Below are 22,127 nucleotides of genomic sequence, written 5' to 3'. Positions count from 1 at the left end.
CGCCGCGCACCGCTGTCCCCGACGCCTTCCCGACCAGGAGAGACCTCGCGATGACCGACCCCGCACCCGTGCCGGACCCCGCGTCCGACCCGTCCGCCGGAGCGCCCTCCGCCGGTGCCAGCTACGCCGCCGCCGGAGTCGACATCGAGGCGGGCGACCGCGCCGTCGAGCTGATGAAGGAGTGGGTGGCGAAGGCGCAGCGCCCCGAGTCGCTGGGCGGCATCGGCGGCTTCGCCGGACTCTTCGACGCGTCCGCGCTCACCCGCTACAAGCGCCCGCTGCTCGCGTCCGCGACCGACGGCGTCGGCACCAAGGTGGCCGTCGCGCAGCAGCTCGACATCCACGACTCGATCGGGCACGACCTGGTCGCGATGGTCGTCGACGACCTGGTGGTGTGCGGCGCGGAACCGCTGTTCATGACCGACTACATCTGCGTCGGCAAGGTCCGCCCGAAGCAGGTCGCGCAGATCGTCAAGGGCATCGCGGAGGGCTGCGTCCTCGCGGGCTGCGCCCTGGTCGGCGGCGAGACCGCCGAGCACCCGGGCCTGCTCGGCCCGGACGAGTACGACGTCGCGGGCGCCGGTACCGGCGTGGTCGAGGCGGACGCCGTGCTCGGCGCGGACCGTATCCGTACGGGGGACGCGGTGATCGCCATGGCGTCCTCCGGACTTCACTCGAACGGGTACTCACTGGTCCGGCACGTGTTCCTGGAGCGGGCCGGCTGGAGCCTGGAGCGGCGGGTCGAGGAGTTCGGCCGGACGCTCGGCGAGGAACTGCTGGAGCCCACCCGGATCTACTCGCTGGACTGCCTCGCCCTGGCCCGTACGACCACGGTGCACGCGTTCTCGCACATCACCGGCGGCGGGCTGGCCGGGAACCTCGCCCGGATCGTGCCCGAGGGGCTGCACGCCCACGTGGACCGTTCGACCTGGACGCCCGCGCCCGTCTTCGGGCTGGTCGGGGAGGTCGGGCAGGTGGCACGGCCGGAGCTGGAGAAGACCCTGAACATGGGCGTCGGCATGGTCGCCGTCGTGCCTCAGGAGTCGGTCGACGCCACGCTGGAGACGCTGCGCGAACGGGGCGTCGAATCCTGGGTGGCGGGCGGGATCACCGAACGCGGTGACCGCGCGGAGGCGGTCACGCTCACCGGGGACCATGCGCGCTGACCCGGGAGGGCGCCGGAAGCGCCGCACCGCCCGGCGGTGCAGCGCAGAACCCGGTACGGCGCGTGCCGTACCGGGCCCGTGTGCTCAGGCGTCACGTCAAGCGCGACGTCGATACGGCGACGGTGACTCGGACGACGGGTCGTCGTCCTCGTCCTCGTCGTCGTTGTACCTCTCCGCATACTGTGCGTACGGATTGTCGTCCAGCTCCTCGCTGTCGACCGGCTCGCTCGGCGGCGGCTCGTTCGACGGCGATGCACCCAGCTCTTCGGCCAGGCGCGACAGATCTGTCCCGCCGCTGTTGTACTTCAGCTGGCGGGCGACCTTCGTCTGCTTGGCCTTGGCCCGGCCGCGCCCCATGGCTCGACCCCCTCAACGACGGGGCTCGACGGCCCCAGAGTCTTGACACGCGTTCATGTTTCCGACCGGACGAGCGGCTCCCGACAGGGGAAACCGGTCCGTAGGTCCTCAACGGTACCTGCTCCAGCCGCCGGGCGGTACGTCGCCCGCACGACACGGCAGGTCGCCGCAGTCTTCCGCGACCAGTTTCTCGCTGGTCACCCGCGATTTTACCGTCCGTACATCCGGGACCCGCCCGGGGGTGGGTGACGTGCCTCTCCCGCACCCGGGCCCGCCACGCGGACCGGGCCGGGACCCGGTCCGCCGCCCGTTCTAGACGCTCGGTTCCGCCCGGCGCGCCTCGGCCATCCGCTGCTGCGCGATGCGGTCCGCGGCGACCGCGGGGGGTACGCCGTCGGTCTCGGCGCGGGCGAAGATCGCGAGCGTCGTGTCGAAGATCTTCTCGGCCTTTGCCTTCGCTCGCGCGAAGTCGAAGCCGTGCAGCTCGTCCGCGACCTGGATGACGCCGCCCGCGTTCACCACGTAGTCCGGCGCGTAGAGCACCCCGCGGTCCGCGAGGTCCTTCTCGACCCCCGGGTGCGCCAGCTGGTTGTTGGCGGCGCCGCAGACCACGCGCGCGGTGAGCGCGGGCACGGTGGCGTCGTTCAGCGCCCCGCCCAGGGCGCAGGGCGCGTACACGTCCAGGCCCTCCGTACGGATCAGCGCGTCCGTGTCGGCGGCCACGGCCACCTCCGGGTGCGCCGCCCGCACCCGGTCGACGGACTCGGCCCGCACGTCCGTGACCACGACCCGCGCGCCGTCCTCCAGGAGGTGCGCCACCAGGTGGTGCCCGACCTTGCCGACGCCCGCGACGCCGACGGTACGGCCGCGCAGTGACGGTTCGCCCCACAGGTGCCGGGCGCTGGCCCGCATGCCCTGGTAGACGCCGAACGCGGTCAGCACGGACGAGTCGCCCGCGCCGCCCCGCTCCGGCGAACGCCCGGTCGCCCACTGGCAGGTGCGCGCGACGACGTCCATGTCCCGTACGTACGTGCCGACGTCGCAGGCGGTGACGTAGCGCCCGCCGAGGGAGGCCACGAACCGGCCGTACGCCAGCAGCAGTTCCTCGGACTTGAGGGTCTCCGGGTCACCGATGATCACGGCCTTGCCGCCGCCGTGGTCGAGCCCGGCGAGGGCGTTCTTGTACGACATGCCGCGCGCCAGGTTGAGCGCGTCGAGCACGGCCTCCTCCTCGGAGGCGTACGCGTGGAAGCGGGTGCCGCCCAGGGCGGGACCGAGCGCGGTGGAGTGGACGGCGATGACGGCCTTGAGGCCGCTCTCCCGGTCCTGGCAGAGCACGACCTGCTCGTGGCCGCCCTGCTCGGAGGCGAAGAGGGTGTGGAGCGCGCTGCTCCCGGGGTGCGCGGGCACGCCGTCGGCGCTGACGGCGGGGTGACGTACGTCAGTCACGGTGGTGACTCCTGTAGTCGCGGTGGACGCCCCCGCCGGGCCGCTTGTGGCAGGTGGCGGCGGAAGGGCCTGGTGTTCCGAGCGTAGAGGAGACGTACCGCGGGGATCGTCGGAGTGTCACGATCGGGGCAGGCGGATTTCCGCGTCCCGTGCGGCCCCCGGAGCAGACCGGGGGAAGGCGGCACGGGCGGCACGGGCGAGTGGAGTGGGTGTGGGGCAGAGGCCGACGGCAGCGATCCCGTATGCGGCGTACCTGCGGGTCTACGAGCCGCTGGCGGCGTTCCCCGAGCCGGAGCGCTCGCACTGGGTGCGGTACGCCAAGGGCGGCCGGGCGCCCACCGCGCAGGAGGAGCTGCGGCGCGCGCTCGCGGACCTGCTGCCGGTGCCGCCGGTGGTGGTGCCGGTGCGGGAGAGCGCGGACGCGTTCGTCGCGGAGGTGGACGGCGTGACGTGCGTGTGCCCGTGGCGCACGCGGCTGCGCGGCTGGCAGGCGCTGGCGGCCCTCTCGTCCGCGGCGGCGGGCAGCGGCGGCGTCGCCGCGAACAGCCACGGCGTCCCCGAGCTGGACATGCCGCGCACGGTGCTCGACGCGGCGCTGCCCCCGGTCGTACGGCGCCAGGCCGTCGCCGACTACGAGGCGTGGCGCGAGCGCAACCCGGACGCGCGGCCCTGGATCCGTACGGCGCTGTGGCACGTGCCGGTGCGCTGGTTCGTCCTCTTCGCGGACGCGGAAAGGGAGTTTGCGAAGCCGGAAACGGGTGAGGAGAGCGACCAGCAGTCCGTCCTCCGGTATCGGACGCCCATGGTCCAGGCGCGACGCCGTGTCGCGCGTGGTCTGCGGGTGCTCCGCGAGGAGCTGGAGGAGGGGCCGCTCGTCGACGGTCTGATCGACGTGGGGCGGTGGCTGGAGGAGTTCCATCCGCGCTCACTCGTCGAACTGGATTACGGCGGCCTCGCTCACGTGATTCCGGAGGACCAGCTCGCGGAGGACCACTCCGCCGCGGACGCCGCCGAGGGCATCGCGGCCCTGCGGGACGGGGACGGTGAGCGGGCCGGCACGGCGTACGAGCGGCTGACGGACCGCTGGCGTGCCGTACGCGAGCTGCAGTTCGCCAACTGAGCGCCGTCCGGCCGCCGGTCGGGTCCTCGTGGCCCGGCCGGTCGCCAACTGGGCCGGGTGGTCCGGGCAGTGGGGACGTTCTTCTCGAACCGGGCCAATGACCCAAGCGTGATGGATAGCACGTTTCAGGGTCTTGCGCCCAGAGACACCCCTCGTGTCAAAATAGGACAAGGAGTCCGGAGGGGTTCCTTCCATCCCGTTCGGGATGGAGAGTTCGTTATGCGCTCCTTGTGAAGGTCTGGTGACTCCTGACCACATTGTGACTGATCGTTACGGCGGAGTAACTGTCCGCTATGACACGGTCCATCGTCTTCCGTCGAGGTTGAACACCTGAGAGGGCAATTCCATCGGTTTGGCCGACGTGGCTGGACGGATGGTGTAGTTGTAGTGCCGAGGACAAGCCGTTCGTCCTATAACCGACTCGGCCCGCTTGCTCCATTTCGGGCAACGCGGGTCAAGGTGCAGAATTTAGAGGAAAGAACCGTGATGGTTCGGTTCTCCCGAGGAGGCCGCTCATGACCGCTCGCACCCCTGATGCCGAGCCGCTGCTGACCCCGGCTGAGGTTGCCACCATGTTCCGCGTGGACCCGAAGACGGTCACGCGCTGGGCCAAGGCAGGCAAGCTCACGTCCATCCGCACGCTCGGAGGACATCGCCGTTACCGGGAGGCGGAGGTCCGCGCGCTTCTCGCGGGCATCCCGCAGCAGCGCAGCGAAGTCTGAATCAGAGGAACCCGCAGTACCGCAGTACCGCGAAATAACCGCATAATCCGGCGTCTTCCGGGACCCCCTCCCGGTCGGACGCCCGCAGCACGACGAAGACGCGCTGGACTCCGCCGGGTCCAGCGCGTCTTCGCGCGCGCCCGGCGCGGGTGTCTCCCGCCGCGCCCCCGGGGCTCGGCGGGGGCGGCGTACGGGGCGGCCGTCGGAGGTGCTCCGAGTGACTCACGGGGGCCCGTACGGCACCCCCGGGGGCGGCCCCAACTGGCCTGCTGGCGGCTCGTGTTGAGGGGTGCCGCAGGTGCGTTCCGGGTGCGTTCCGGAAGTGCCCGGCGGTGCTTCGGGGGTGTGTCGGAGGGCCCGTGGAGGCCCGTGAACCGGCAGTGCAATTGCACATATTAAATCGACGGTGGGTGGAGGTGCCCCGAGTTCCCTTGTTTCGCCCGTCGATTCGGTGACACCCGTCACAGAGCACCCCTCTTGCCCCGTGCCTGGTAGGCGCGGTAAAGGAGAACTGCCGTCCCCTCGCGCGCCGTTACGACCGGAATCCCCGCCCGTACGTCCCCGTGCCTCCCCCCGTCCGTCCACGGTGCCACCGACCGTCTCCGGGACGGGGGCACTCGGACGACTTCGGCCACTTCCCGGCGGCGCCGGGGCGACTCTGGCATCCTTCGCCCGCGCGGACGGGAGAAGGGCTCCGTTCATGACAGCGCCGTGGCGCCGGTGAATGTCACGCGGCCGAGCGGCGGACACCGTCCGCCGCTCCCGGCTACCGCCTCTCCGGGCGCGCCTCCGGCCCCGGGGCCTGCTCGGGTCCGCGCTCCGGCCCCGACTCCAGCGCGAGCCGCAGCAGCCGGAGGCACACGGGGCAGTGGCGGATGGCGTGCCGGTACGCCGACGCCGCCGAGAGGTGGGCACGCAGCAGGGCACGGGTCTGGTGGTGGCGCGGACGGGCAGCGGGGTCGGCCAAGCCGCTCACCTCCTCCGTGCAGAGGTACTCCCGCCCCGTGGGCGCGTCAAGACAGCGAAACGGCCCGCTCCCTGGGGGATGCGGGCCGTGTCTCTCGTGCGACTCGTGCGGTCCTGACGGGATTTGAACCCGCGGCCTCCACCTTGACAGGGTGGCGAGCACTCCAAACTGCTCCACAGGACCTTGCCACGCCATACTGTGCGTCCGGCGCGAAGGCAGACTCTACAGCAGGTCAGCCCGGCGATGCCAATCGGTCGCCGGGCCTCATCTCCCCGCCGGGACCAGCGCGTCGACGGCCTTCATGATCCGCTTGTCGGAGACCGGGTACGCCGTGCCCAGCGCGTGCGCGAAGTAGCTGACGCGCAGCTCCTCCACCATCCAACGGATGTCCCGCGCGGCCCTCGGCACCGGCCGCCCGGCGGGGAACTGCTCCAGCAGCCACAGGTACTCGTCGTGCATCTCCCGCACCTTCGCCATGCGCGTACGGTCCCGCTCCGCGTTGTTCGGCAGCTGCTGGAGCCTGCGGTCGGCCGCGACGAGGTAGCGCATCAGGTCCGGCAGCCGCCCCGTGCCGTGCTCCGTGACGAAGCCCGGCCGGATCAGCGCCGCCAACTGCTCCTTCACGTCCGTCAGCGACGTCAGCAGCACCGCGCTGCGCACCGACTGGAGCCGCTGCTCGCACGCGTGCCAGGCGGCCAGCACCTCCTGGACCTGCCGTACGGTGCGCAGCGTCCCGTCCACGAGGTCGGCGCGAACGGCGTCGAACAGCTTCCGGAACGCCTCCTCGTCCCACGCCGGGCCGCCCCGCGCCGCGATCAGCCGGTCCGCGGTGGCCGCGACGCAGTCCTCGAACAGCGCGGCGACGCTGCCGTGCGGCGAGCGGGACAGCGCGAGCTTCTGCTGGTTGCCCAGCTGGGACTGGGCGAACTTCGCTGGATCGGACGGGATGTTGAGCAGGATCAGCCGCCGCGTGCCGCGCCACATCGCCTCGCCCTGCTCCTCCTCCGTGTCGAACAGCTTCACCGACACCGAGGCGCCGTCGTCGACCAGCGCCGGGTACGCCCGTACGGGCTGGCCACCGCGCCGGGTCTCGAAGGTGCGGGGCAGCGTGCCGAGCGTCCAACTCGTCAGCCCCGTACGGGAGGTGAGCGACGGTCCCGCTGCCCCGCCCGCGTCCGTACCGCCGGGGCCGCCCGTACCGCCGGACGCGCCCGCCGGGGCGCCCTCCTGCGGGCCGCCCGCCCGGCGTCCGTTCCGGGACCGCGCGGACGAGTCGAACGCCCGTGAGATCGCCGCCTGCGTACGGGACTTGAGGCTCAGTTGCAGTGCCTCGATGTCCTTGTCCTCCGCCAGCCTGCGGCGGCGCTCGTCGGTGACGCGGAACGTGATCCGCAGATGGTCCGGCACCTTGCCGCGGTCGAAGTCGTCCGCCGTGACCGGCACCCCCACCATCCGCTGCAACTCCCGTGCCAGCACGGTCGGCAGCGGCTCGCCCAGCGCGTCCGGCGGCCCGTCCGGCCGGGACACGGCGGCCAGGAAGCGGCGCGCGAAGTCGGGCGCCGGCACGTAGTTGCGCCGGATCGGCTTGGGCAGCGAGCGGATCAGTTCGGTGACCAGGTCGGCGCGGAGCCCCGGGATCTGCCAGTCGAAGCCCTCGGCGGTGACCTGGTTGAGCACCTGGAGCGGTACGTGCACGGTCACGCCGTCCGCGTCGGTGCCCGGCTCGAACTGGTACGTGACGGGGAACCGCAACCGCCCCTGCTGCCAGGTGTCCGGGTAGTCGGACTCGGTGACCTGCCGCGCCCGCTCGTTGATGAGCATGGACTTCTCGAAGTTGAGCAGGTCCGGTTCCTCGCGGCGCTGCTTCTTCCACCACGCGTCGAAGTGCGCGCCGGAGACGACGTCCTCGGGGACGCGCTGGTCGTAGAAGTCGTACAGCGTCTCGTCGTCCACCAGGATGTCCCGGCGGCGCGCCCGGTGCTCCAGCTCCTCGACCTCGCCGAGCAGCTTCCGGTTGGTGTGGAAGAACTCGTGGTGCGTCCGCCAGTCGCCCTCCACCAGGGCGTTCCGGATGAACAGGTCCCGGCAGGTCTCCGGGTCGATGCGGGAGTACGTGACCTTGCGCTGGGCGACGAGCGGCACGCCGTAGAGCGTCACCCGCTCGTACGCCATCACCGCCGCGAGCTTCTGCTCCCAGTGCGGCTCGCTGTACGTCCGCTTCACCAGGTGCTCGGCCAGCGGCTCGACCCACTCCGGGTCGATGCGCGCGTTGACCCGCGCCCACAGGCGGCTGGTCTCCACCAGCTCGGCCGACATCACCCACCGCGGCGGCTTCTTGAACAGCGCCGAACCGGGGAACACGGCGAACTTCGCGCCGCGCGCGCCGAGATAGTCGTTCTTCTCGGGATCCTTCAGCCCCAGGTGCGACAACAGCCCCACCAGCAGTGAACGGTGCACCTGGTCGTCCGGCGCGGGCGGCGCCTCCTCGTCGTACGGGAGCTTCATGCCGCGCGCGACCTGCCGCAGCTGCGCGTAGATGTCCTGCCATTCGCGTATGCGCAGGTAGTTGAGGAACTCGGCCTTGCACATCCGCCGGAACGCCGAGGACGACAGCGCCTTCTGCTGCTCCCGTACGTACCGCCAGAGGTTGAGGAACGCGAGGAAGTCGCTCGTCTCGTCCCGGAAACGGGCGTGCTGCTGGTCCGCCTGCTGCTGCTTCTCCGCCGGGCGTTCGCGCGGGTCCTGGATGGAGAGCGCCGCCGCGATCACCATCACCTCGCGTACGCAGCCGTTGGCCTCGGCGGCGAGCACCATACGGGCCAGTCGCGGGTCCACCGGCAGCTGCGCCAGCTTCCGCCCGACGGCGGTGAGCCGCCGCCCCTCCAGCGCGCCCAGCTCCTCCAGCAGCTGCACGCCCGCCTTGATGCTGCGGTGGTCCGGCGGGTCGATGAACGGGAACCTCTCGATCTCGCCCAGCCCCGCCGCGGTCATCTGGAGGATGACGGACGCGAGGTTCGTGCGCAGGATCTCGGCGTCCGTGAACTCCGGGCGGGCGAGGAAGTCGTCCTCGGAGTAGAGCCGGATGCAGACACCGTCGGACGTACGGCCGCAGCGGCCCTTGCGCTGGTTCGCGCTGGCCTGCGAGATCCGTTCGATGGGCAGCCGCTGGACCTTCGTACGGTGGCTGTAGCGGGAGACGCGGGCGGTGCCCGGGTCGACGACGTACTTGATGCCGGGGACGGTCAGCGACGTCTCCGCGACGTTCGTCGCCAGCACGACGCGGCGGCCGGAGTGGCGCTGGAACACGCGGTGCTGCTCGGCGTGCGACAGGCGGGCGTAGAGGGGGAGCACCTCGGTGCCCGCGAGGTTCCGCTTGGTGAGCGCGTCCGCGGTGTCGCGGATCTCCCGTTCGCCGGAGAGGAAGACCAGCACGTCGCCGGGGCCCTCCGCCTGCAACTCGTCGACGGCCTCGCAGATGGCCGTGACCTGGTCCCGGTCGTTCCCGTCCCGCCCGCTGTCGCCGCGGCCGCCGTCCGCCTCGTCGTCGTCCCCGTCGAGCAGCGGTCTGTAGCGCACCTCCACCGGGTACGTACGGCCGCTCACCTCCACGATCGGCGCGTCCCCGAAGTGCCGCGAGAAGCGTTCCGGGTCGATCGTCGCGGAGGTGATCACGACCTTCAGGTCGGGGCGGCGGGGGAGCAGCTGGGCGAGGTAGCCGAGGAGGAAGTCGATGTTGAGGCTGCGCTCGTGCGCCTCGTCGATGATGAGCGTGTCGTACTGGCGCAGGTCGCGGTCCGTCTGGATCTCCGCGAGCAGGATGCCGTCCGTCATCAGCTTGACCAGCGTGTGGTCCTTCACCTGGTCGGTGAAGCGGACCTTCCAGCCCACCGCCTCGCCGAGCTGCGAGTCCAGCTCGTCGGCGACGCGCTCCGCGACCGTACGGGCCGCGATACGGCGCGGCTGCGTGTGGCCGATCAGGCCGCGCACGCCCCGGCCCAGCTCCAGGCAGATCTTCGGGATCTGCGTCGTCTTGCCCGAACCGGTCTCGCCCGCGACGATCACCACCTGGTGGTCGCGGATCGCCTCCAGGATCTCGTCCTTGCGGCGGCTGACGGGCAGTTGCTCCGGGTACGTGATCGCGGGCACGGCGGCGCGGCGGTCCGCCACCCGGCGGGCGGAGGCGTCCATGCCGGCGGCGATCTCGGTGAGCACGGCGGCCCGCGCGGCGGGCTTGCGGATGCGGCGCGCGCCGTCGAGCCTGCGGCCGAGCCGCTGCTCGTCGCGCAGCATCAGCTCGGGCAGGCGCTCCAGCAGGGCGGGGAGCGTGGGGGCGTCGGGAGTCGTGGACATACGCACCCCAGGATCGCACCTCCCGGAACGGGACGGCGAACGAATTCCCCCGCGACAGCGCGTACGGGGGCGCGCGGGCGACCCACCCGCTCCCGGCGCGGGCGCCCCGGGGTGGGGGTGCGGGGCGGGGCGCGGGTGCGTACGGTCCGATTACCGCCGATCTGGGGTGAATCGCATGAGTGACCAGCCGCCGGGGCCTCCCGCGGAACCTCCGCCTCCGCCTTCATCGCCGGAGCCGGAGCCGGAGCCGGAGCCGGAGCCGGAGCCGCCCGCGCGCCGGTCCGCCCAACGGGCGCGCGCCCGTTCCGGGTGGGCGGCCTTCCACGCCTCGCCCTTCTTCCCCGCCACGGTCGTCGCGCTGATCCTCGCCGCCGCGGCCGGGCTGTTCGCGGGCTCGTACACGTACGCCATGGCCGACCCCACCCCGCACCGCATCCCGACCGCCGTGGTGGGGCGGGCGCCCGACGCGGGCGGGGGCGCGCGGTCCGACGAGCGCGCGCGGTTCGTCGCGGGCCTGGAGCGGGCGCTCGGCTCGTCGCTGGAGCTACGGCGCGAGGCGACGTTCGCGGACGCGAAGCGGGCGGTGGAGGCGCAGCGGGTGTTCGCGGTGCTGCGCCCGTCCGGCGCCGGGGAGGTGCGGCTCGACGTGGCGAGCGCCGCCGGCGCCTCCGTGGCGCAGCTGCTCACCAGCACCGCGCCGAAGGTGGGCGAACGTACGGGCGTACGGGTCCGGATCGACGACCTCAAACCGCTGGACCGGGGCGACCCGCGCGGCCTCGCCCTCTTCTACATCTCGCTCGCCGCCGTCATCATCGGCTTCCTCGGCGCCGTCCAGCTCAGCGTGCACGCCCGCGCGCTGGACCCGACCGAGCGCATCGCCTTCACCGTCGCGTACGCCCTGCTCGGCGGCTTCTCGATCTGCGCCGTCGTCGACTGGCTGCTGGGCTCGCTCGACCTGCCCTTCCTCCAGTCGTGGTCGATCCTGTCGCTGACGATGTTCGCGTCCGGGATGGTCTTCACGATGTTCCACACCCTCTTCGGGCGTTGGGCGGTGCTGCCGACCTGGGGGTTGATGGTGCTCCTCGGCAACCCGTCGTCCGGCGGCGCCGTGTCGTGGCCGCTGCTGCCGTCCGCCCTCGGCGCGATCGGCCGCTGGCTGCCGCCGGGCGCCTCGGTCAACGCGCAGCACACGGCGGTGTACTTCCCCGGCCACCAGCACGCGCAGCCGTACCTGGTGCTCGCCGGGTGGGCCGTGCTGTCCTGCGCGGTCTTCTGGACCTGGCGCCACCGGCACCCGGGCGGGCGCGCGGCGGAGGGGGCACGGGCGGCGTAGGCGTACGTGGTGTGCGCGCGGTTCCCGCGTGGTCCGCGCGTGGTCGCCGCGCGCGGGGCGATGAGTTCGGCGGTCGCCACCCGTCGGTCCCTCACACAGTCGCGTACGCGCCCCGCGTACGTCCGCCCGTACGGAGGCAGGCCATGCAGAAGATCACGACGTTCCTGTGGTTCGACGGGCAGGCCGAGGAGGCCGCCCGGTTCTACACCTCGCTCTTCGACGACTCCCGCGTCGTGGAGATCCAGCGTTACGGGGAGGCGGGTCCGGGCGCGGCCGGTTCGGTCATGACCGTCACCTTCGAGCTGGCGGGCCAGCGCTACACCGCGCTCAACGGCGGCCCCCAGTTCCACTTCACCGAGGCGATCTCGCTCTCCGTCGACTGCGCGTCGCAGGAGGAGGTCGACTCCCTGTGGGAGCGGCTCACCGAAGGCGGCGGCGAACCCGGCCCGTGCGGCTGGCTGCGCGACCGGTACGGCCTGTCCTGGCAGATCGTCCCGCGCCGCCTGCCCGAGCTGCTGGCCGACCCCGACCCGGAGCGCGCGCGGCGGGCGATGGAGGCCATGCTCGGCATGGGCAGGATCGACGTACGGGCGCTGGAGGACGCGGTGGCCGCCGCCTGACCGCCGGGGTCCCGGCCGTACCCCGTACGGCCGTACCGACGGGGAAGCTCTGGTCTTCCTCAACCCCGGTGTGAAGCGGTCCGGCAGCGGCAATACGGCTCTCACGAACGGCGGCCCACCCCGCACGGCGCGGGTGGCGGGGCCGCCGCGGAGAGAACGGGGGATCCGTGATGATGATCGGCGTGGTCGTCGCCCTGCTGATCGGCGGGGTCGGCGTCCTGTACTGGGCCGCCAGGGCGAGCGGCAGTGGCACCGGTGGCGGCCGGACGAGCGGGAGTTACAGCGGCGGGGGCATCTTCGACGGCGGCTCCGGCGGCGGGTTCGACGGTGGCGGCGGCGGGGGCAGCTGCGACAGCGGTGGTGGCGGGGGCGGCGGTGACGGCGGCGGCGGAGGCGGCTGCTGAACGCGCGCCCGTCGGCGTACGGGACGGGTGACACGTAGGGCTCCGCGCGCGCGGAGCCGACGTCCCGCCACGCCGTACGGACGGGGAACGGCCCCGGGAGGATCGCCTCCCGGGGCCGTTCCGCTGCCCGGTGCCGCCCGCCGGTCGGGTCCGCGCGGCGGCACCGGCCCGTCCGTCAGACCTGGTTGGCGCCGCCGTCCACGTACAGGTTGGCGCCCAGCACGAAGCTGCTCTCCTCCGAGGCGAGGAACGCCACCAGCGCGGCCACCTCCTCCGGCCGCCCCATCCGCCCGAGCGCGGTGTCCCCGGCGAGGTTCTCCCGTACGGCGGCCAGGTTCTCCGCGCCGAACAGGCCGGTGATCCCGGGGGTGTCGACGGGGCCGGGGGAGACGGCGTTGACGCGGACGCCGCGGTCCTTCAACTCGTTGGCCCAGGTGCGGGTGTAGGCGCGCAGCGCGGCCTTGGAGGCGGCGTACGTGCCGAAGGCGTGGGTGCCCTTGTCGGCGGCGGTCGAGGCGTTGACGATCACCGAGGCACCGGGGTTGAGCAGGGGCAACGCCTTCTGGACGGTGAACAGCACGGCCCGCACGTTGACGTCGAAGGTGCGGTCGAAGTCCTCCTCGGTGGTCTCCTCCAGCGTGACGAGCGAGGCGGTCGCCGCGTTCGCGAACACGATGTCGAGCCCGTGGCCGCGGGCGCGCACGGCGTCGTAGAGCCGGTCCAGGTCGCCCTGGTCGGTGATGTCGCCCGCGACGGCGGTGGCGCGGGCGGCGCCGATCGCCTCGACGGCGGCGTCCAGTTCGGCCTTGCGCCTGCCGGTGACGAAGACGTGCGCGCCCTCCGCGGCCAGCCGTACGGCGCTGGCCAGCCCGATCCCGGTGCCGCCCCCGGTGATGACCGCCGTCTTTCCTTCCAGATTCCCCATGGCGTGACCTCCGCATACTTGCGTATCGATCAGTACAGAACGAGAGCGTAGCACTTCCGTACCGATCGGTGCGTAAGAGTAGGCTTGACCCCATGGAGACCCACCGGAAGGGGAAGACCGCCGTCGGCCGCCCGCGAGGCTTCGACGCCGAGGAGGCGCTCGAACGCGCCATGCGCGTCTTCTGGGAACAGGGCTACGAGGGCGCCAGCCTCACCGACCTCACCGAGGCCATGGGCATCACGCGCACCAGCATGTACGCGGCCTTCGGCAACAAGGAGGAGCTGTTCCGCAAGGCCCTGGAGCGCTACACCGAGGGCCCCGCCTCGTACGCCGCCCGCGCCGCCGAGGAACCCACGGCCCGCGACGCGGCCACGGCGTTCCTCACCGGCTCCGTACGGGCCACCACCCGCCCCGACAGCCCCGCCGGATGCCTCGGCGTGCAGAGCGCGCTGGCCGCCGGCGGCCCCGGCCGCAACGCCCGCGACGCCCTGATCGCCTGGCGCAACGAGGGCGTCGCCGCCCTCCGCGACCGCTTCGTCCGCGCCGTCGACGAGGGCGACCTGCCCCCCGGCGCGGACCCCGGCGTACTCGCCCGCTACCTGATGACGGTGGCGAACGGCATCGCCGTCCAGGCTGCCAGCGGCGCCACCCGCGAGGAACTCCAGCCGGTCGCGGACGCGGCCCTCCGCGACTGGCCCCCGGCCTGACCCGGGGGCGCGGCCGTCCGCCCGTACGGGGCGCGCGGCGTACGGGAGTTCACGCCGTCAACCGGGCGAGGAAGGCGGTCCGTTCGGGGTCCGTGGTGTGCGGGAGGTGAAGCGCGTGGAGCGGCGCGTGGATCGGCGGTTCCAGGGCGAGGACCCGCGCTCCGCCGCCCGCGGCGGGTCCCGGCGGCGTGGTGACGAACGCGAGGTGGCGGGTGCCGACGACGGCGGTGACCGGCGGTGTGCCCTGGCGGGTGGTCCGTTCGGCGCGCGGCTCGAAACCGGCGTTCCGGCAGTGGTCGAGGAGGAGGTCGGTGTAGTCGGAGTAGCCCGGGGTGCCCCAGACCATGAACGTCTCGTCGGCGAGCGCCCACAACGCCACGGTGTCGCGGGCGGCCAGCGGGTGGTCGGACGCGACCGCGAGGTGCAGCCGCTGGTGGCGGAGGGTGGTGCGGGCCAGACCGTACGCCGGGGCCATCCCGCGGCACAGGCCGACGTCCAGGTCTGCGGCGAGCAGGGCGGCCGTCAGCTCGGCGGGGTAGCGCTGGTGGATCTCCGGCGTGAGCGCGGCGGCGCGGTCGGGGTCGGCGTCGGAGTCGGCGTCCCCGGCCGCCGACGGGGCGAGCAGCGCGACGAGTTCGTCGCCGGTGACGGCGGGGGTGTGGCCGACGCGGAGCGTACGGGTCCCGCCCCGGCCGAGCTGCCGCGCGCGGCGCAGGGCGGTCCGGCTCATCCCGAGGAGGACGCGGGCGTCCTCCAGCAGGGCCGCCCCGGCGGGCAGCACGGTGACGCCGCCGCTGTCGCGGGCCAACAGGGGCACGCCGACCTCCCGTTCGAGGACCCGGACGGAGGTCGACAGCGCCTGCTGGGACAGGTGGAGGCGGGCGGCGGCCCGGGTGAGGCTGCCCTCCTCGGCGACGGCGACCAGGTGGCCGAGCTTGTTCAGGTCCAGTGGCACGTCGTCGACGCCTCTCGGTTCGCGGGTGGACGGCGTACGGGCCGGGTCGGGCCGTACGCGGTCAGCGGGTGGTGTAGCCGCCGTTGGGGAACATCGTCTGCCCCGTGAACCACCTGCCCTCGGTGGCCAGGAACCTGATGACCGGGACGATGTCCTCGATCCGGGTCAACCGGCCGTCCAGCGCCTGCGACTTGTGGAACTCCACCCGCTCCGGGGTCTCCTGCGGGTAGAAGAACGGCGTGTCCATCGGCCCCGGCGCGACCGTGTTCACGGAGATGCCCCGGTCCGCGAACTCCTTGGCCGCCGCCCGCGTGAAGTGTTCCAACGGCGCCTTGCCCCCGGCGTACGTGGAGTAGCCGTCGGTGAAGGCGGCCAGCAGGGACGTGCCCAGGCTGATGATCCGGCCGTGGTCGTTCAGCCGCCGCCCGGCCTCCTGGATGAAGAAGTACGCCGCCTTGGCGTTGATGCCGAACATCCGGTCGTACTCCTCCTCGGTGGTCTCCAGGATGGGCTTGCGCAGCACCATCCCGGTGGTGTTGACCGCGATGTCGACACCGCCGTACGTGTCCACCGCCGTGTCGAAGAGGCGCCGTACGCCCGCGACATCCGTCAGGTCCTCCTGTACGGCGACGGCCTCGCCCCCGGCCTCCCGGATCGCCCGCACGGTCTGCTCGGCGTCGCTCGCGGAACTGTGGTGGTGCACGACCACCCTGGCCCCGTCCGCGGCGAACGTACGGCTGAGCAGCCCGCCCAGGTTCTTGCCGCCACCGCCGATGACGGCGACCTCGTCCCGCAGCGTGTCCTCGCTCATGGTGCGTTCTCCTCACGTCCTCGCCGGTGGCCGACCTGACCACCGGCACGGCCGAGCCTAGGGGGACATTCCGGGCATCGGGTAACAGAAGTTCCGGGTCGCCCCACAAGCGTCGTCGATACCCCCAGGTCACGCGGACCGTTCACGCGCGTCACCTGCCGCGCGCCCCCGCCGACCCGTCACCGCCCGCCGGGCGGAGGGGGCAGGGTGAGCGCCGTGTGGGCGGGGTGCGTCGTCATCGAGGGCATCGCGTCCAGGCCGCGCAGCACGGCGTCGCGCCGCTCCAGCGCCGCGGGGGTCGTCGGGAAGAGCCGGGCGCCGCCGTCGTCGACCAGCGCCTGGTTCGCGGTGACGAACCCGCGCAGGCCGCGCTCGTACGCGGCGAGGGCCGCCGGGTGCTCCCGGTGCCCGGCCAGCGCGTGCGCGAGGACGTAGGCACCGGCCAGCGCGAGGCTGGAGCCCTGGCCGGTGAGGAACGACGGCGCGTGGGCCGCGTCGCCCACCAGCGCGACGCGACCGCTGGACCACCGGGGCATGCGGATCTGCGCCGCCGTGTCGCAGAACAGGTCGTCCGCGTGCCGCATGGCGTCGAGCAGCCGGGGCACCTCGCCGCCCGCGTCCGCGAAGACCCGGGCGAACACCTCGCGGCAGGCGTCGGGGTCCCGGAAGGCGTCGGGGTCACGGAGCGCGTCGTGCGGCGGGTCCGGCCGGTGGAAGGTCTGGTGGAAGGTGAGGAAGGCGTGCGGCGGGTCGTCCTCGCCGAGGGCGTAGAGCGCCGCGGCCCGGCCCGGGGAGTTCCACATGACGAGTTCGCGGGAGAGCCGGGAGGTGTTCGGGACGGTGAACACCGCGAACGAGTAGCCGAGGTCGCGGCGGAACCGCTCCTCGGGCCCGAACAGGCCCTCCCGCGTCTGCGAGTGCATGCCGTCGGCGCCCACCACCAGGTCGTACGTACGCCGCGCGCCGCTGCGGAACGTCACGTCGACCCCCGCGCCACCGCTCTGGTCGAGTACGTCGATCGCGTCGTCGAAACGGAACTCGACGTCGTCGCGGACCAGCGCGTACAGGCTCTCCGCCAGGTCGCCGCGGCGTACCTCCAGGTCACCGTCCTCGCCGCCGCCGTGGCCCGCGGCGCCGCCGAGCGAGGCCACGGTGGCACCGTCCGTGTCGAGGAAGGTGTACCGCCGCGTGCCGGTGTGCGCCTCCCGCAGCCGCGGCAGGATGCCCATCCGCCGTACGACCTCCACCGCGCTGCCCCGGATGTCGATCGGATAGCCCCCGGCGCGCAGCGCGTCGGTCCTCTCCACCACGGTGACCGCGTACCCGGCACGGCGCAGCCAGTACGCGAGGGCGGGGCCGGAGATGCCGGCGCCGGAGATCAGGACACCGCGCGTGCTCATGCCCGCGCTCCCCTCATGGTGAGACGGGTGAGGACCAGGGACACCGCCGCCACGGCGGCGGCGACGCCCAGAGCGGTGACGAACGCCGTCTCGGACGGCAGGCCGGTCGCCGCCTCCGCCCCCGCCTCGAGGATCGCGCCGCCGGTCTGCGCCCCGAGCGCGATGCCGATCACCCGGGTCACCACGAGCAGGCTGGTGATGACCCCGGTGTCCTCCTCCGCGACGGCACCGGCCGCGCTGATCAGCAACGCGGTGGTCGCCATGCCCGCGGCCACCGCCACCGACGCCTTCGCGACGACCAGCTGCCAGGGCGCGCCGTGCGCCGCCATCAGGGTCAGCAGCGTGACCACCGTGCCCACGGCGCCCGCGGTGATCACGGCACGCAACCCGAAGCGCCGCCCCGCGACACCACCGATCGAGTCGCTCACCGCCCCCGCGACGGCACCGGGCAGCAACAGCAGGCCGATGTCGGTGGTGTCGAAGCCGAAACCGTGCCCCTCGGCGGGCAGCGCGAACATCTGCGGCAGCAGGAAGGCCACGATGCCGAACCCGGCGGTGATGACGAACGTGAGCACGCACGCGTGCCAGACCGCGGGCCGGGCCAGCACCCGTAGATCCACCATCGGCTCGGCCGTCCGGCGCTCCACGGTCACCCACGCGGTCACCAGGCCGACCACCAGCACCAGGAGGGCCCCGGCCGCGGGCGCCGACAGGCCGTCGCCGGTCAGCCGTACCAGACCGACCATGAACACGAGCAGCGCGCCGCTGAGCAGCAGCGCACCGGGCCAGTCGATCCGTGGGCGCGAGCGGGCGGGCGGATCGTCCGGCATCAGCCACGCCACCGCCAGCGACATCGCGATGATCACGATCGTCGGCAGCGCGAACATCCAGTGCCAGGACAGCGCGTCCGCGATCGGCCCGGCGGTCAACGTCCCCACCATGGCGCCGCTCGTGAACAGCGCCATCACCACCCCGATCCCCAGCCGGGACGCGTCACCCGGCAGGTGCTTGCGCACGAGGACGAACGACAGCGGCAGCGCCCCCACCATGAACCCCTGGAGGATCTGGCCCAGCAGCAGCACCGGCAGGTTCGGCGCGACACCGGCCAGCAGCCCACCGGCCGCGACCAGCACCATCAACCGGAGCAGCACCCGTTTCCCGCCGTGGCAGTCCCCGAGCTTCCCGGCGATCGGCGCGACGGCCGCACCGGTGACCAGGACGGCGTTGGACACCAGGGCCCCGTCGCCGGGGCCGACGTCCAACTCGCGCTGGAGCAAGGGAAGGGCGGGGTCCACCACCGTCTGCAAGGTGCCGAGGGCGAGCGCGAGGAGCCCGAGTGCGGCGACGGGCAGCTTCCCGGTCAGGGACGGGGAGTGAGTGGTGCTCACCGTGGTTCTCCTCGTCGTCGTCGGAAGCCGGCACGAGTCCGCCGACCACCCGATGCGTACGGTTCCGCCACCCGGCCGGGCGGCGCGCCCCGTACTCTTCCCGCCCGGCCGTACGGGCGGCATCGTGCGGCGTCGCCGTCTTCCCCTGGTGCGCCGGGACCGGACGCCGGGCCGCCGTAGTGCGTGGGCACCAGAGGGGACGCCCGCACGGTCGGGTCGGCCTTGGCCGGGGCGCGGGCGCACGAGAAGGCCCCGATCCGGGGATCGGGGCCGCGTCACCCGCGGGACGTCCGGCGGTCCGGGGCGTGCCTCAGGAGTGGGGAAGCCGGTTCCACCAGGCGGTGGAGCGGCCGTTCTCCAGGTATTCGAGCAGGATTCCCTCGCGGAGCGCCCAGGGGCACAGCACCGCTTCCTCGACGTCCATGAGCTTCATCGCGGTGTGCGCCACCACGGCTCCGGCGAGGGACTGCCTGCTGCGCGCCGCGGAGATGCCGGGGAGTTCGGCGCGTTCCGCCGCGCTGAGCCCCGCCAACTGCCGTACCGCCGCCCGCAACTGGCCCGTGCGCACAGTTTGTCGGGCGAGGGCGCCCCCGTGGCCGTGCGGCGGGCCGGGTGGTGGGCCGCACAACCTCGCCAGCTGCTGGAACGTGCGCGAGGTGGCGACCGCCGTGTGCGGCTCCTCCCGGCGGACCCGTTCGGCCAGCTCCCGCAACCGGTGCCGTACGGTGCGCCGCAGCGACCGTACGTCGCCCTTGGCGGGCGGGTCCCCGCCGTTGAGGTGTTCGCGGGTGAGGCGGCCCGCGCCGAGCGGTACGGACACGGCGAAGTCCGGTACGCCGTTCCGCCCGAAGGCGATGTCGAAGGTGCCTCCTCCGATGTCGAGCAGCACCATCGGTCCCGCGCGCCAGCCCATCCAGCGCCGGGCGGCGAGGAAGGTCAGTTCGGCCTCCCTGCGGCCGGGCATCACGCGCAGCGGCGCGTACGCGGGAGAGCCGGGCGTACGGGAGGCGTGCGTACGGGAGGTGTGCGTACGGGAGTTGAGCGCGGCCAGCGCCTCCGCCCGGTTGGGCGCGTCGCGCACGACGGCGGTGGCCACGGGGAACAGCCGGTCGACACCCCACCGTTCGGCCTCCTCGCGGGCCGCGGCGACCGCCTCACCGAGCCGCCGGACGGACCGGTCCGGGAGCCGCCCGTACACGTCGACCTGCGCGGAGAGCCGCAGCCGATACTTGGCGGTGTGCACGGCGCGCGGCGCGCTGCCGCGCGCGTCGGCGACGAGGAGCCGTACGCCGTTCGACCCGGCGTCCAGGACGCCGAGCCGCTCACGTACGGCCGGGGCGCCCGGTGCCGGTCGCCGTGGACCGGCCCCCGTGCGCGCGGCGGAGCCCGGTGGGACGGCTCTCACCCCGACTTTCCGCGGCCGGTCAGCGCGTCGCGCGCCCGGTCGACGAGGCCGGCTCCCGGGGCGAGCAGCTTGTTCGCCGGGGGAGTGCTCGGCGCCGAGGGGTGCGGCCGGGTGGGCGCCGTCTTCTTCGCCCGGCGCACCTTCTCGCCCAGTTCGTCGAGGTACGCGCCGGAGACCGCGCCCTCCAGCCGGGGGAAGAGGTTCCGCTCCTCGTCCGCGATGTGCGCGCGGACCTCCCGCATCAGCTTCCCCACGGCCGCGTCGAAACCGGGGGCGTCGGCGTCGAGCGTCTCCAGGTCCTTCATCAGCTGCTCGGCCGTCGCGTGGTCGTCGATCTCCCGGTCCGCGAGGTCGGCCCCGCCGGTCACGTGCTCGCGCACCGCCGGGTAGAGGTGCTGCTCCTCGGCGACCGAGTGGCGCATCAGCTCGATCGTCGCCTCGTGCACGTACTCCTTCCGCCGCTCGTCCCCGGGCGGCAGGGCCTCGATACGGCCGAAGATCTCCTCCACCTCGCGGTGGTCGGTCATCAGCTCGTCGACGACGGTTCCGCCGTGCCCCATCTGTCCCATCTCCCTCGGTACTCGGCTGGCGACTGCGGGCGTACGCAGCGCACGCACCCCGGGGTGCCCTGGCGGACGGTGCCTCAACCCCGCGGGGGGCGTACGGGTGGTGGCGCGGCCGGGCGGCGGGTGCTCCGGTCAGGGGCCCTCCGGGGCGGTGTCGGACTCGGCCCCGGCGCCGTCCCGGCGGTCGCGGCGGTTCCGGCGGTCGAGGCGGGCCACGACCGGCGTCGCCGCCGCGCCGTGCAGGAACACCGAGACGAGCACGGTGAAGGTGACCAGCGCCCACAACTGCGCGGCCGGGGCGGCGAACTCCGCGTGGTCCAGGGCGTACGCGAGGTAGAAGAACGAACCGATGCCCCGGATGCCGAAGCCGGCGATCACCAGCCGCGCGGACGGGGCGCCCGTCGCGGGGCGTTGGGAGAGGAAGCCGATGACGGGCCGGATCACCAGCAGGAGCAGCAGGGCGAGGGTGGCGCCCTGCCAGGTCAGGGCGGAGAGGCCGCCCTGGGCGACGTACCCGCCGACGAGGAAGAGGAGGGCGGCCGTGAGCAGCCGTTCGATCTGGTCCATGAAGGTGTGCATGACGCGGTGGTAGCCGTGGGGGCGTTCGGCGGCCCGGAGGGACACCGCGGTGGCGAAGACGGCGAGGAAGCCGTAGCCGTGGAGGAGTTCGGCCAGGCCGTACGCGGCGAAGGCGGTGGCCAGCGCGACGAAGCCCTCGCTGTGCGCGGACAGGCGCAGCGACTCGTTCCGCGCCTGGAAGAACAGGCGGCCCAGGAGGCGGCCGAAGGCCATGCCGACCACCGTGCCCATGGCGACGCGCAGCAGCACGTCGTACCAGGCCCAGTGCCCCACCCACGACCCGGACCAGCCCTCGGGGGACGCGGTGGTCAGCGCGACGGCCGCCGCCACGAACGGGAAGGCGAGACCGTCGTTGAGCCCGGCCTCGCTGGTGAGGGCGAAACGCACCTCGTCCTCGTCGTACCGCGCGTCGGTCGGCTCGCCCACCCGCACCTCGCCCGCGAGCACCGGGTCGGTCGGCGCCAGGACCGCCGCGACGAGCAGCGCGACGGCGGGCGCCCAACCCAGCAGCCCCCAGGCGACCAGCGCCGTGGCGAGGATGGTGAGGGGCATCGCCGCACCGAGCAGCTGCCAGGTCGTCGCCCAGGAACGCGGGCCGAACGGCCGGTTGATGGCCAGCCCCGCGCCCATCAGGGCGACGATCACGCACATCTCGGTGAGGTGGGTGACGGCGCTGCCGGACGCCACGGGGTCGAGGTCGGGGAGCCCGCCGTACGGGAGGAGGAAGACCCCGAAGCCGGTGGCCAGGAAGATCATCGGTGCCGACAGGGGTCGGTTGGCCACCACCCTCGGGAGGATCGCCGCGCCCAGGGCGCCGAGGCCCAGGATCGCGTAGAACAGTCCGGTGCCCGCCAGTTCCTTCACCACGCCACATCCCGCTCCCGGGCCGGGGAGCGCAGCGGC

Annotated in this window: 19 protein-coding genes and 1 tRNA gene; 7 read left to right on the top strand and 13 right to left on the bottom strand. The window is 73.3% G+C overall.

The annotated features are described in order from the left end of the window. The first annotated feature begins 50 nt into the window (after positions 1–50). A complete protein-coding gene (purM, locus tag D7M15_RS13210; RefSeq protein ID WP_121517688.1) occupies positions 51–1,166 on the top strand; it encodes a phosphoribosylformylglycinamidine cyclo-ligase in 1,116 nt (371 codons plus the stop codon). Between the two features lie 96 nt (positions 1,167–1,262). Here purM and D7M15_RS13205 read toward each other — a convergent pair whose 3' ends face one another. After that, entirely contained in the window at positions 1,263–1,523 is a 261-nt protein-coding gene (locus D7M15_RS13205; RefSeq protein ID WP_121517687.1) for a DUF3073 domain-containing protein, read from the bottom strand. 312 nt (positions 1,524–1,835) lie between these two features. Continuing rightward, positions 1,836–2,933, bottom strand: coding sequence for a Glu/Leu/Phe/Val dehydrogenase dimerization domain-containing protein (locus tag D7M15_RS13200; protein ID WP_121520721.1), 1,098 nt, complete (start codon positions 2,931–2,933; stop codon positions 1,836–1,838). A gap of 250 nt (positions 2,934–3,183) precedes the next feature. On the opposite strand from D7M15_RS13200, the gene D7M15_RS13195 reads away from it, so the two are divergent. Both D7M15_RS13195 and bldC read left to right on the top strand, forming a co-directional pair. Further along, positions 3,184–4,092: a hypothetical protein gene (locus tag D7M15_RS13195; RefSeq protein ID WP_121517686.1), complete on the top strand. Its 909-nt coding sequence runs from the start codon at positions 3,184–3,186 to the stop codon at positions 4,090–4,092. A gap of 515 nt (positions 4,093–4,607) precedes the next feature. Beyond that, a complete protein-coding gene (gene bldC, locus D7M15_RS13190; protein ID WP_027749187.1) occupies positions 4,608–4,814 on the top strand; it encodes a developmental transcriptional regulator BldC in 207 nt (68 codons plus the stop codon). Between the two features lie 766 nt (positions 4,815–5,580). On the opposite strand, the gene D7M15_RS13185 is transcribed toward bldC, so the two are convergent. The 3 genes from D7M15_RS13185 to hrpA form a co-directional block, all read right to left on the bottom strand. Next, complete coding sequence (locus tag D7M15_RS13185; protein WP_121520719.1) at positions 5,581–5,781, bottom strand: DUF6274 family protein; 201 nt, start codon at positions 5,779–5,781, stop codon at positions 5,581–5,583. 108 nt (positions 5,782–5,889) lie between these two features. Further along, a tRNA-Asp gene (locus D7M15_RS13180) sits at positions 5,890–5,964 on the bottom strand. A gap of 81 nt (positions 5,965–6,045) precedes the next feature. Next, the gene (gene hrpA, locus D7M15_RS13175) at positions 6,046–10,131 is read right to left on the bottom strand and encodes an ATP-dependent RNA helicase HrpA (protein ID WP_121517685.1); all 4,086 of its coding nucleotides are present in this window, start codon (positions 10,129–10,131) and stop codon (positions 6,046–6,048) included. Positions 10,132–10,306: 175 nt separating this feature from the next. Between hrpA and D7M15_RS13170 the strand changes: the two genes are divergently transcribed. The 3 genes from D7M15_RS13170 to D7M15_RS28750 all read left to right on the top strand — a co-directional run bounded on the left by D7M15_RS13170 (position 10,307) and on the right by D7M15_RS28750 (position 12,488). Continuing rightward, a complete protein-coding gene (locus tag D7M15_RS13170; protein ID WP_240649294.1) occupies positions 10,307–11,464 on the top strand; it encodes an ABC transporter permease in 1,158 nt (385 codons plus the stop codon). Positions 11,465–11,607: 143 nt separating this feature from the next. Next, positions 11,608–12,084, top strand: coding sequence for a VOC family protein (locus tag D7M15_RS13165; RefSeq protein WP_121517684.1), 477 nt, complete (start codon positions 11,608–11,610; stop codon positions 12,082–12,084). A 170-nt stretch (positions 12,085–12,254) separates the two neighbouring features. Next, positions 12,255–12,488, top strand: coding sequence for a hypothetical protein (locus D7M15_RS28750; RefSeq protein WP_206337362.1), 234 nt, complete (start codon positions 12,255–12,257; stop codon positions 12,486–12,488). 175 nt (positions 12,489–12,663) lie between these two features. On the opposite strand, the gene D7M15_RS13155 is transcribed toward D7M15_RS28750, so the two are convergent. Continuing rightward, a complete protein-coding gene (locus D7M15_RS13155; RefSeq protein WP_121517683.1) occupies positions 12,664–13,413 on the bottom strand; it encodes an SDR family oxidoreductase in 750 nt (249 codons plus the stop codon). Positions 13,414–13,505: 92 nt separating this feature from the next. Here D7M15_RS13155 and D7M15_RS13150 point away from each other — a divergent pair, with 92 nt between their 5' ends. Next, positions 13,506–14,120 (top strand): TetR/AcrR family transcriptional regulator, encoded by a 615-nt coding sequence (locus tag D7M15_RS13150; RefSeq protein WP_121517682.1) that lies wholly within the window; start codon positions 13,506–13,508, stop codon positions 14,118–14,120. Between the two features lie 49 nt (positions 14,121–14,169). Here D7M15_RS13150 and D7M15_RS13145 read toward each other — a convergent pair whose 3' ends face one another. From D7M15_RS13145 to D7M15_RS13115, 7 genes are all read right to left on the bottom strand, one after another. Then, the gene (locus D7M15_RS13145) at positions 14,170–15,075 is read right to left on the bottom strand and encodes a LysR family transcriptional regulator (protein ID WP_121517681.1); all 906 of its coding nucleotides are present in this window, start codon (positions 15,073–15,075) and stop codon (positions 14,170–14,172) included. Between the two features lie 61 nt (positions 15,076–15,136). Further along, positions 15,137–15,886 carry an SDR family oxidoreductase gene (locus D7M15_RS13140; protein WP_121517680.1) on the bottom strand — a complete coding sequence of 250 codons (750 nt, stop codon included), beginning with the start codon at positions 15,884–15,886 and terminating at the stop codon, positions 15,137–15,139. A gap of 179 nt (positions 15,887–16,065) precedes the next feature. Beyond that, on the bottom strand, positions 16,066–17,286 hold the full coding sequence (locus D7M15_RS13135; RefSeq protein WP_121517679.1) for an FAD-dependent monooxygenase: 1,221 nt from the start codon (positions 17,284–17,286) through the stop codon (positions 16,066–16,068). Next, positions 17,283–18,674, bottom strand: a complete 1,392-nt coding sequence (locus D7M15_RS13130; protein WP_240649293.1) for an MFS transporter — start codon at positions 18,672–18,674, stop codon at positions 17,283–17,285. The genes D7M15_RS13135 and D7M15_RS13130 overlap by 4 nt, the downstream gene beginning before the upstream one ends. A gap of 310 nt (positions 18,675–18,984) precedes the next feature. Then, the gene (locus D7M15_RS13125) at positions 18,985–19,983 is read right to left on the bottom strand and encodes a Ppx/GppA family phosphatase (protein WP_346428831.1); all 999 of its coding nucleotides are present in this window, start codon (positions 19,981–19,983) and stop codon (positions 18,985–18,987) included. Positions 19,984–20,075: 92 nt separating this feature from the next. Beyond that, complete coding sequence (locus tag D7M15_RS13120) at positions 20,076–20,639, bottom strand: hemerythrin domain-containing protein (RefSeq protein WP_121517676.1); 564 nt, start codon at positions 20,637–20,639, stop codon at positions 20,076–20,078. A 138-nt stretch (positions 20,640–20,777) separates the two neighbouring features. Then, on the bottom strand, positions 20,778–22,091 hold the full coding sequence (locus tag D7M15_RS13115; RefSeq protein ID WP_276314451.1) for a cation:proton antiporter: 1,314 nt from the start codon (positions 22,089–22,091) through the stop codon (positions 20,778–20,780). Positions 22,092–22,127 lie beyond the last annotated feature (36 nt).

The organism is Streptomyces sp. Z26, assembly GCF_003665095.1.
GTDB classification, from domain to species: Bacteria; Actinomycetota; Actinomycetes; order Streptomycetales; family Streptomycetaceae; genus Streptomyces; species Streptomyces phytohabitans.
This window is presented reverse-complemented; position numbering and strand designations above follow the sequence as displayed.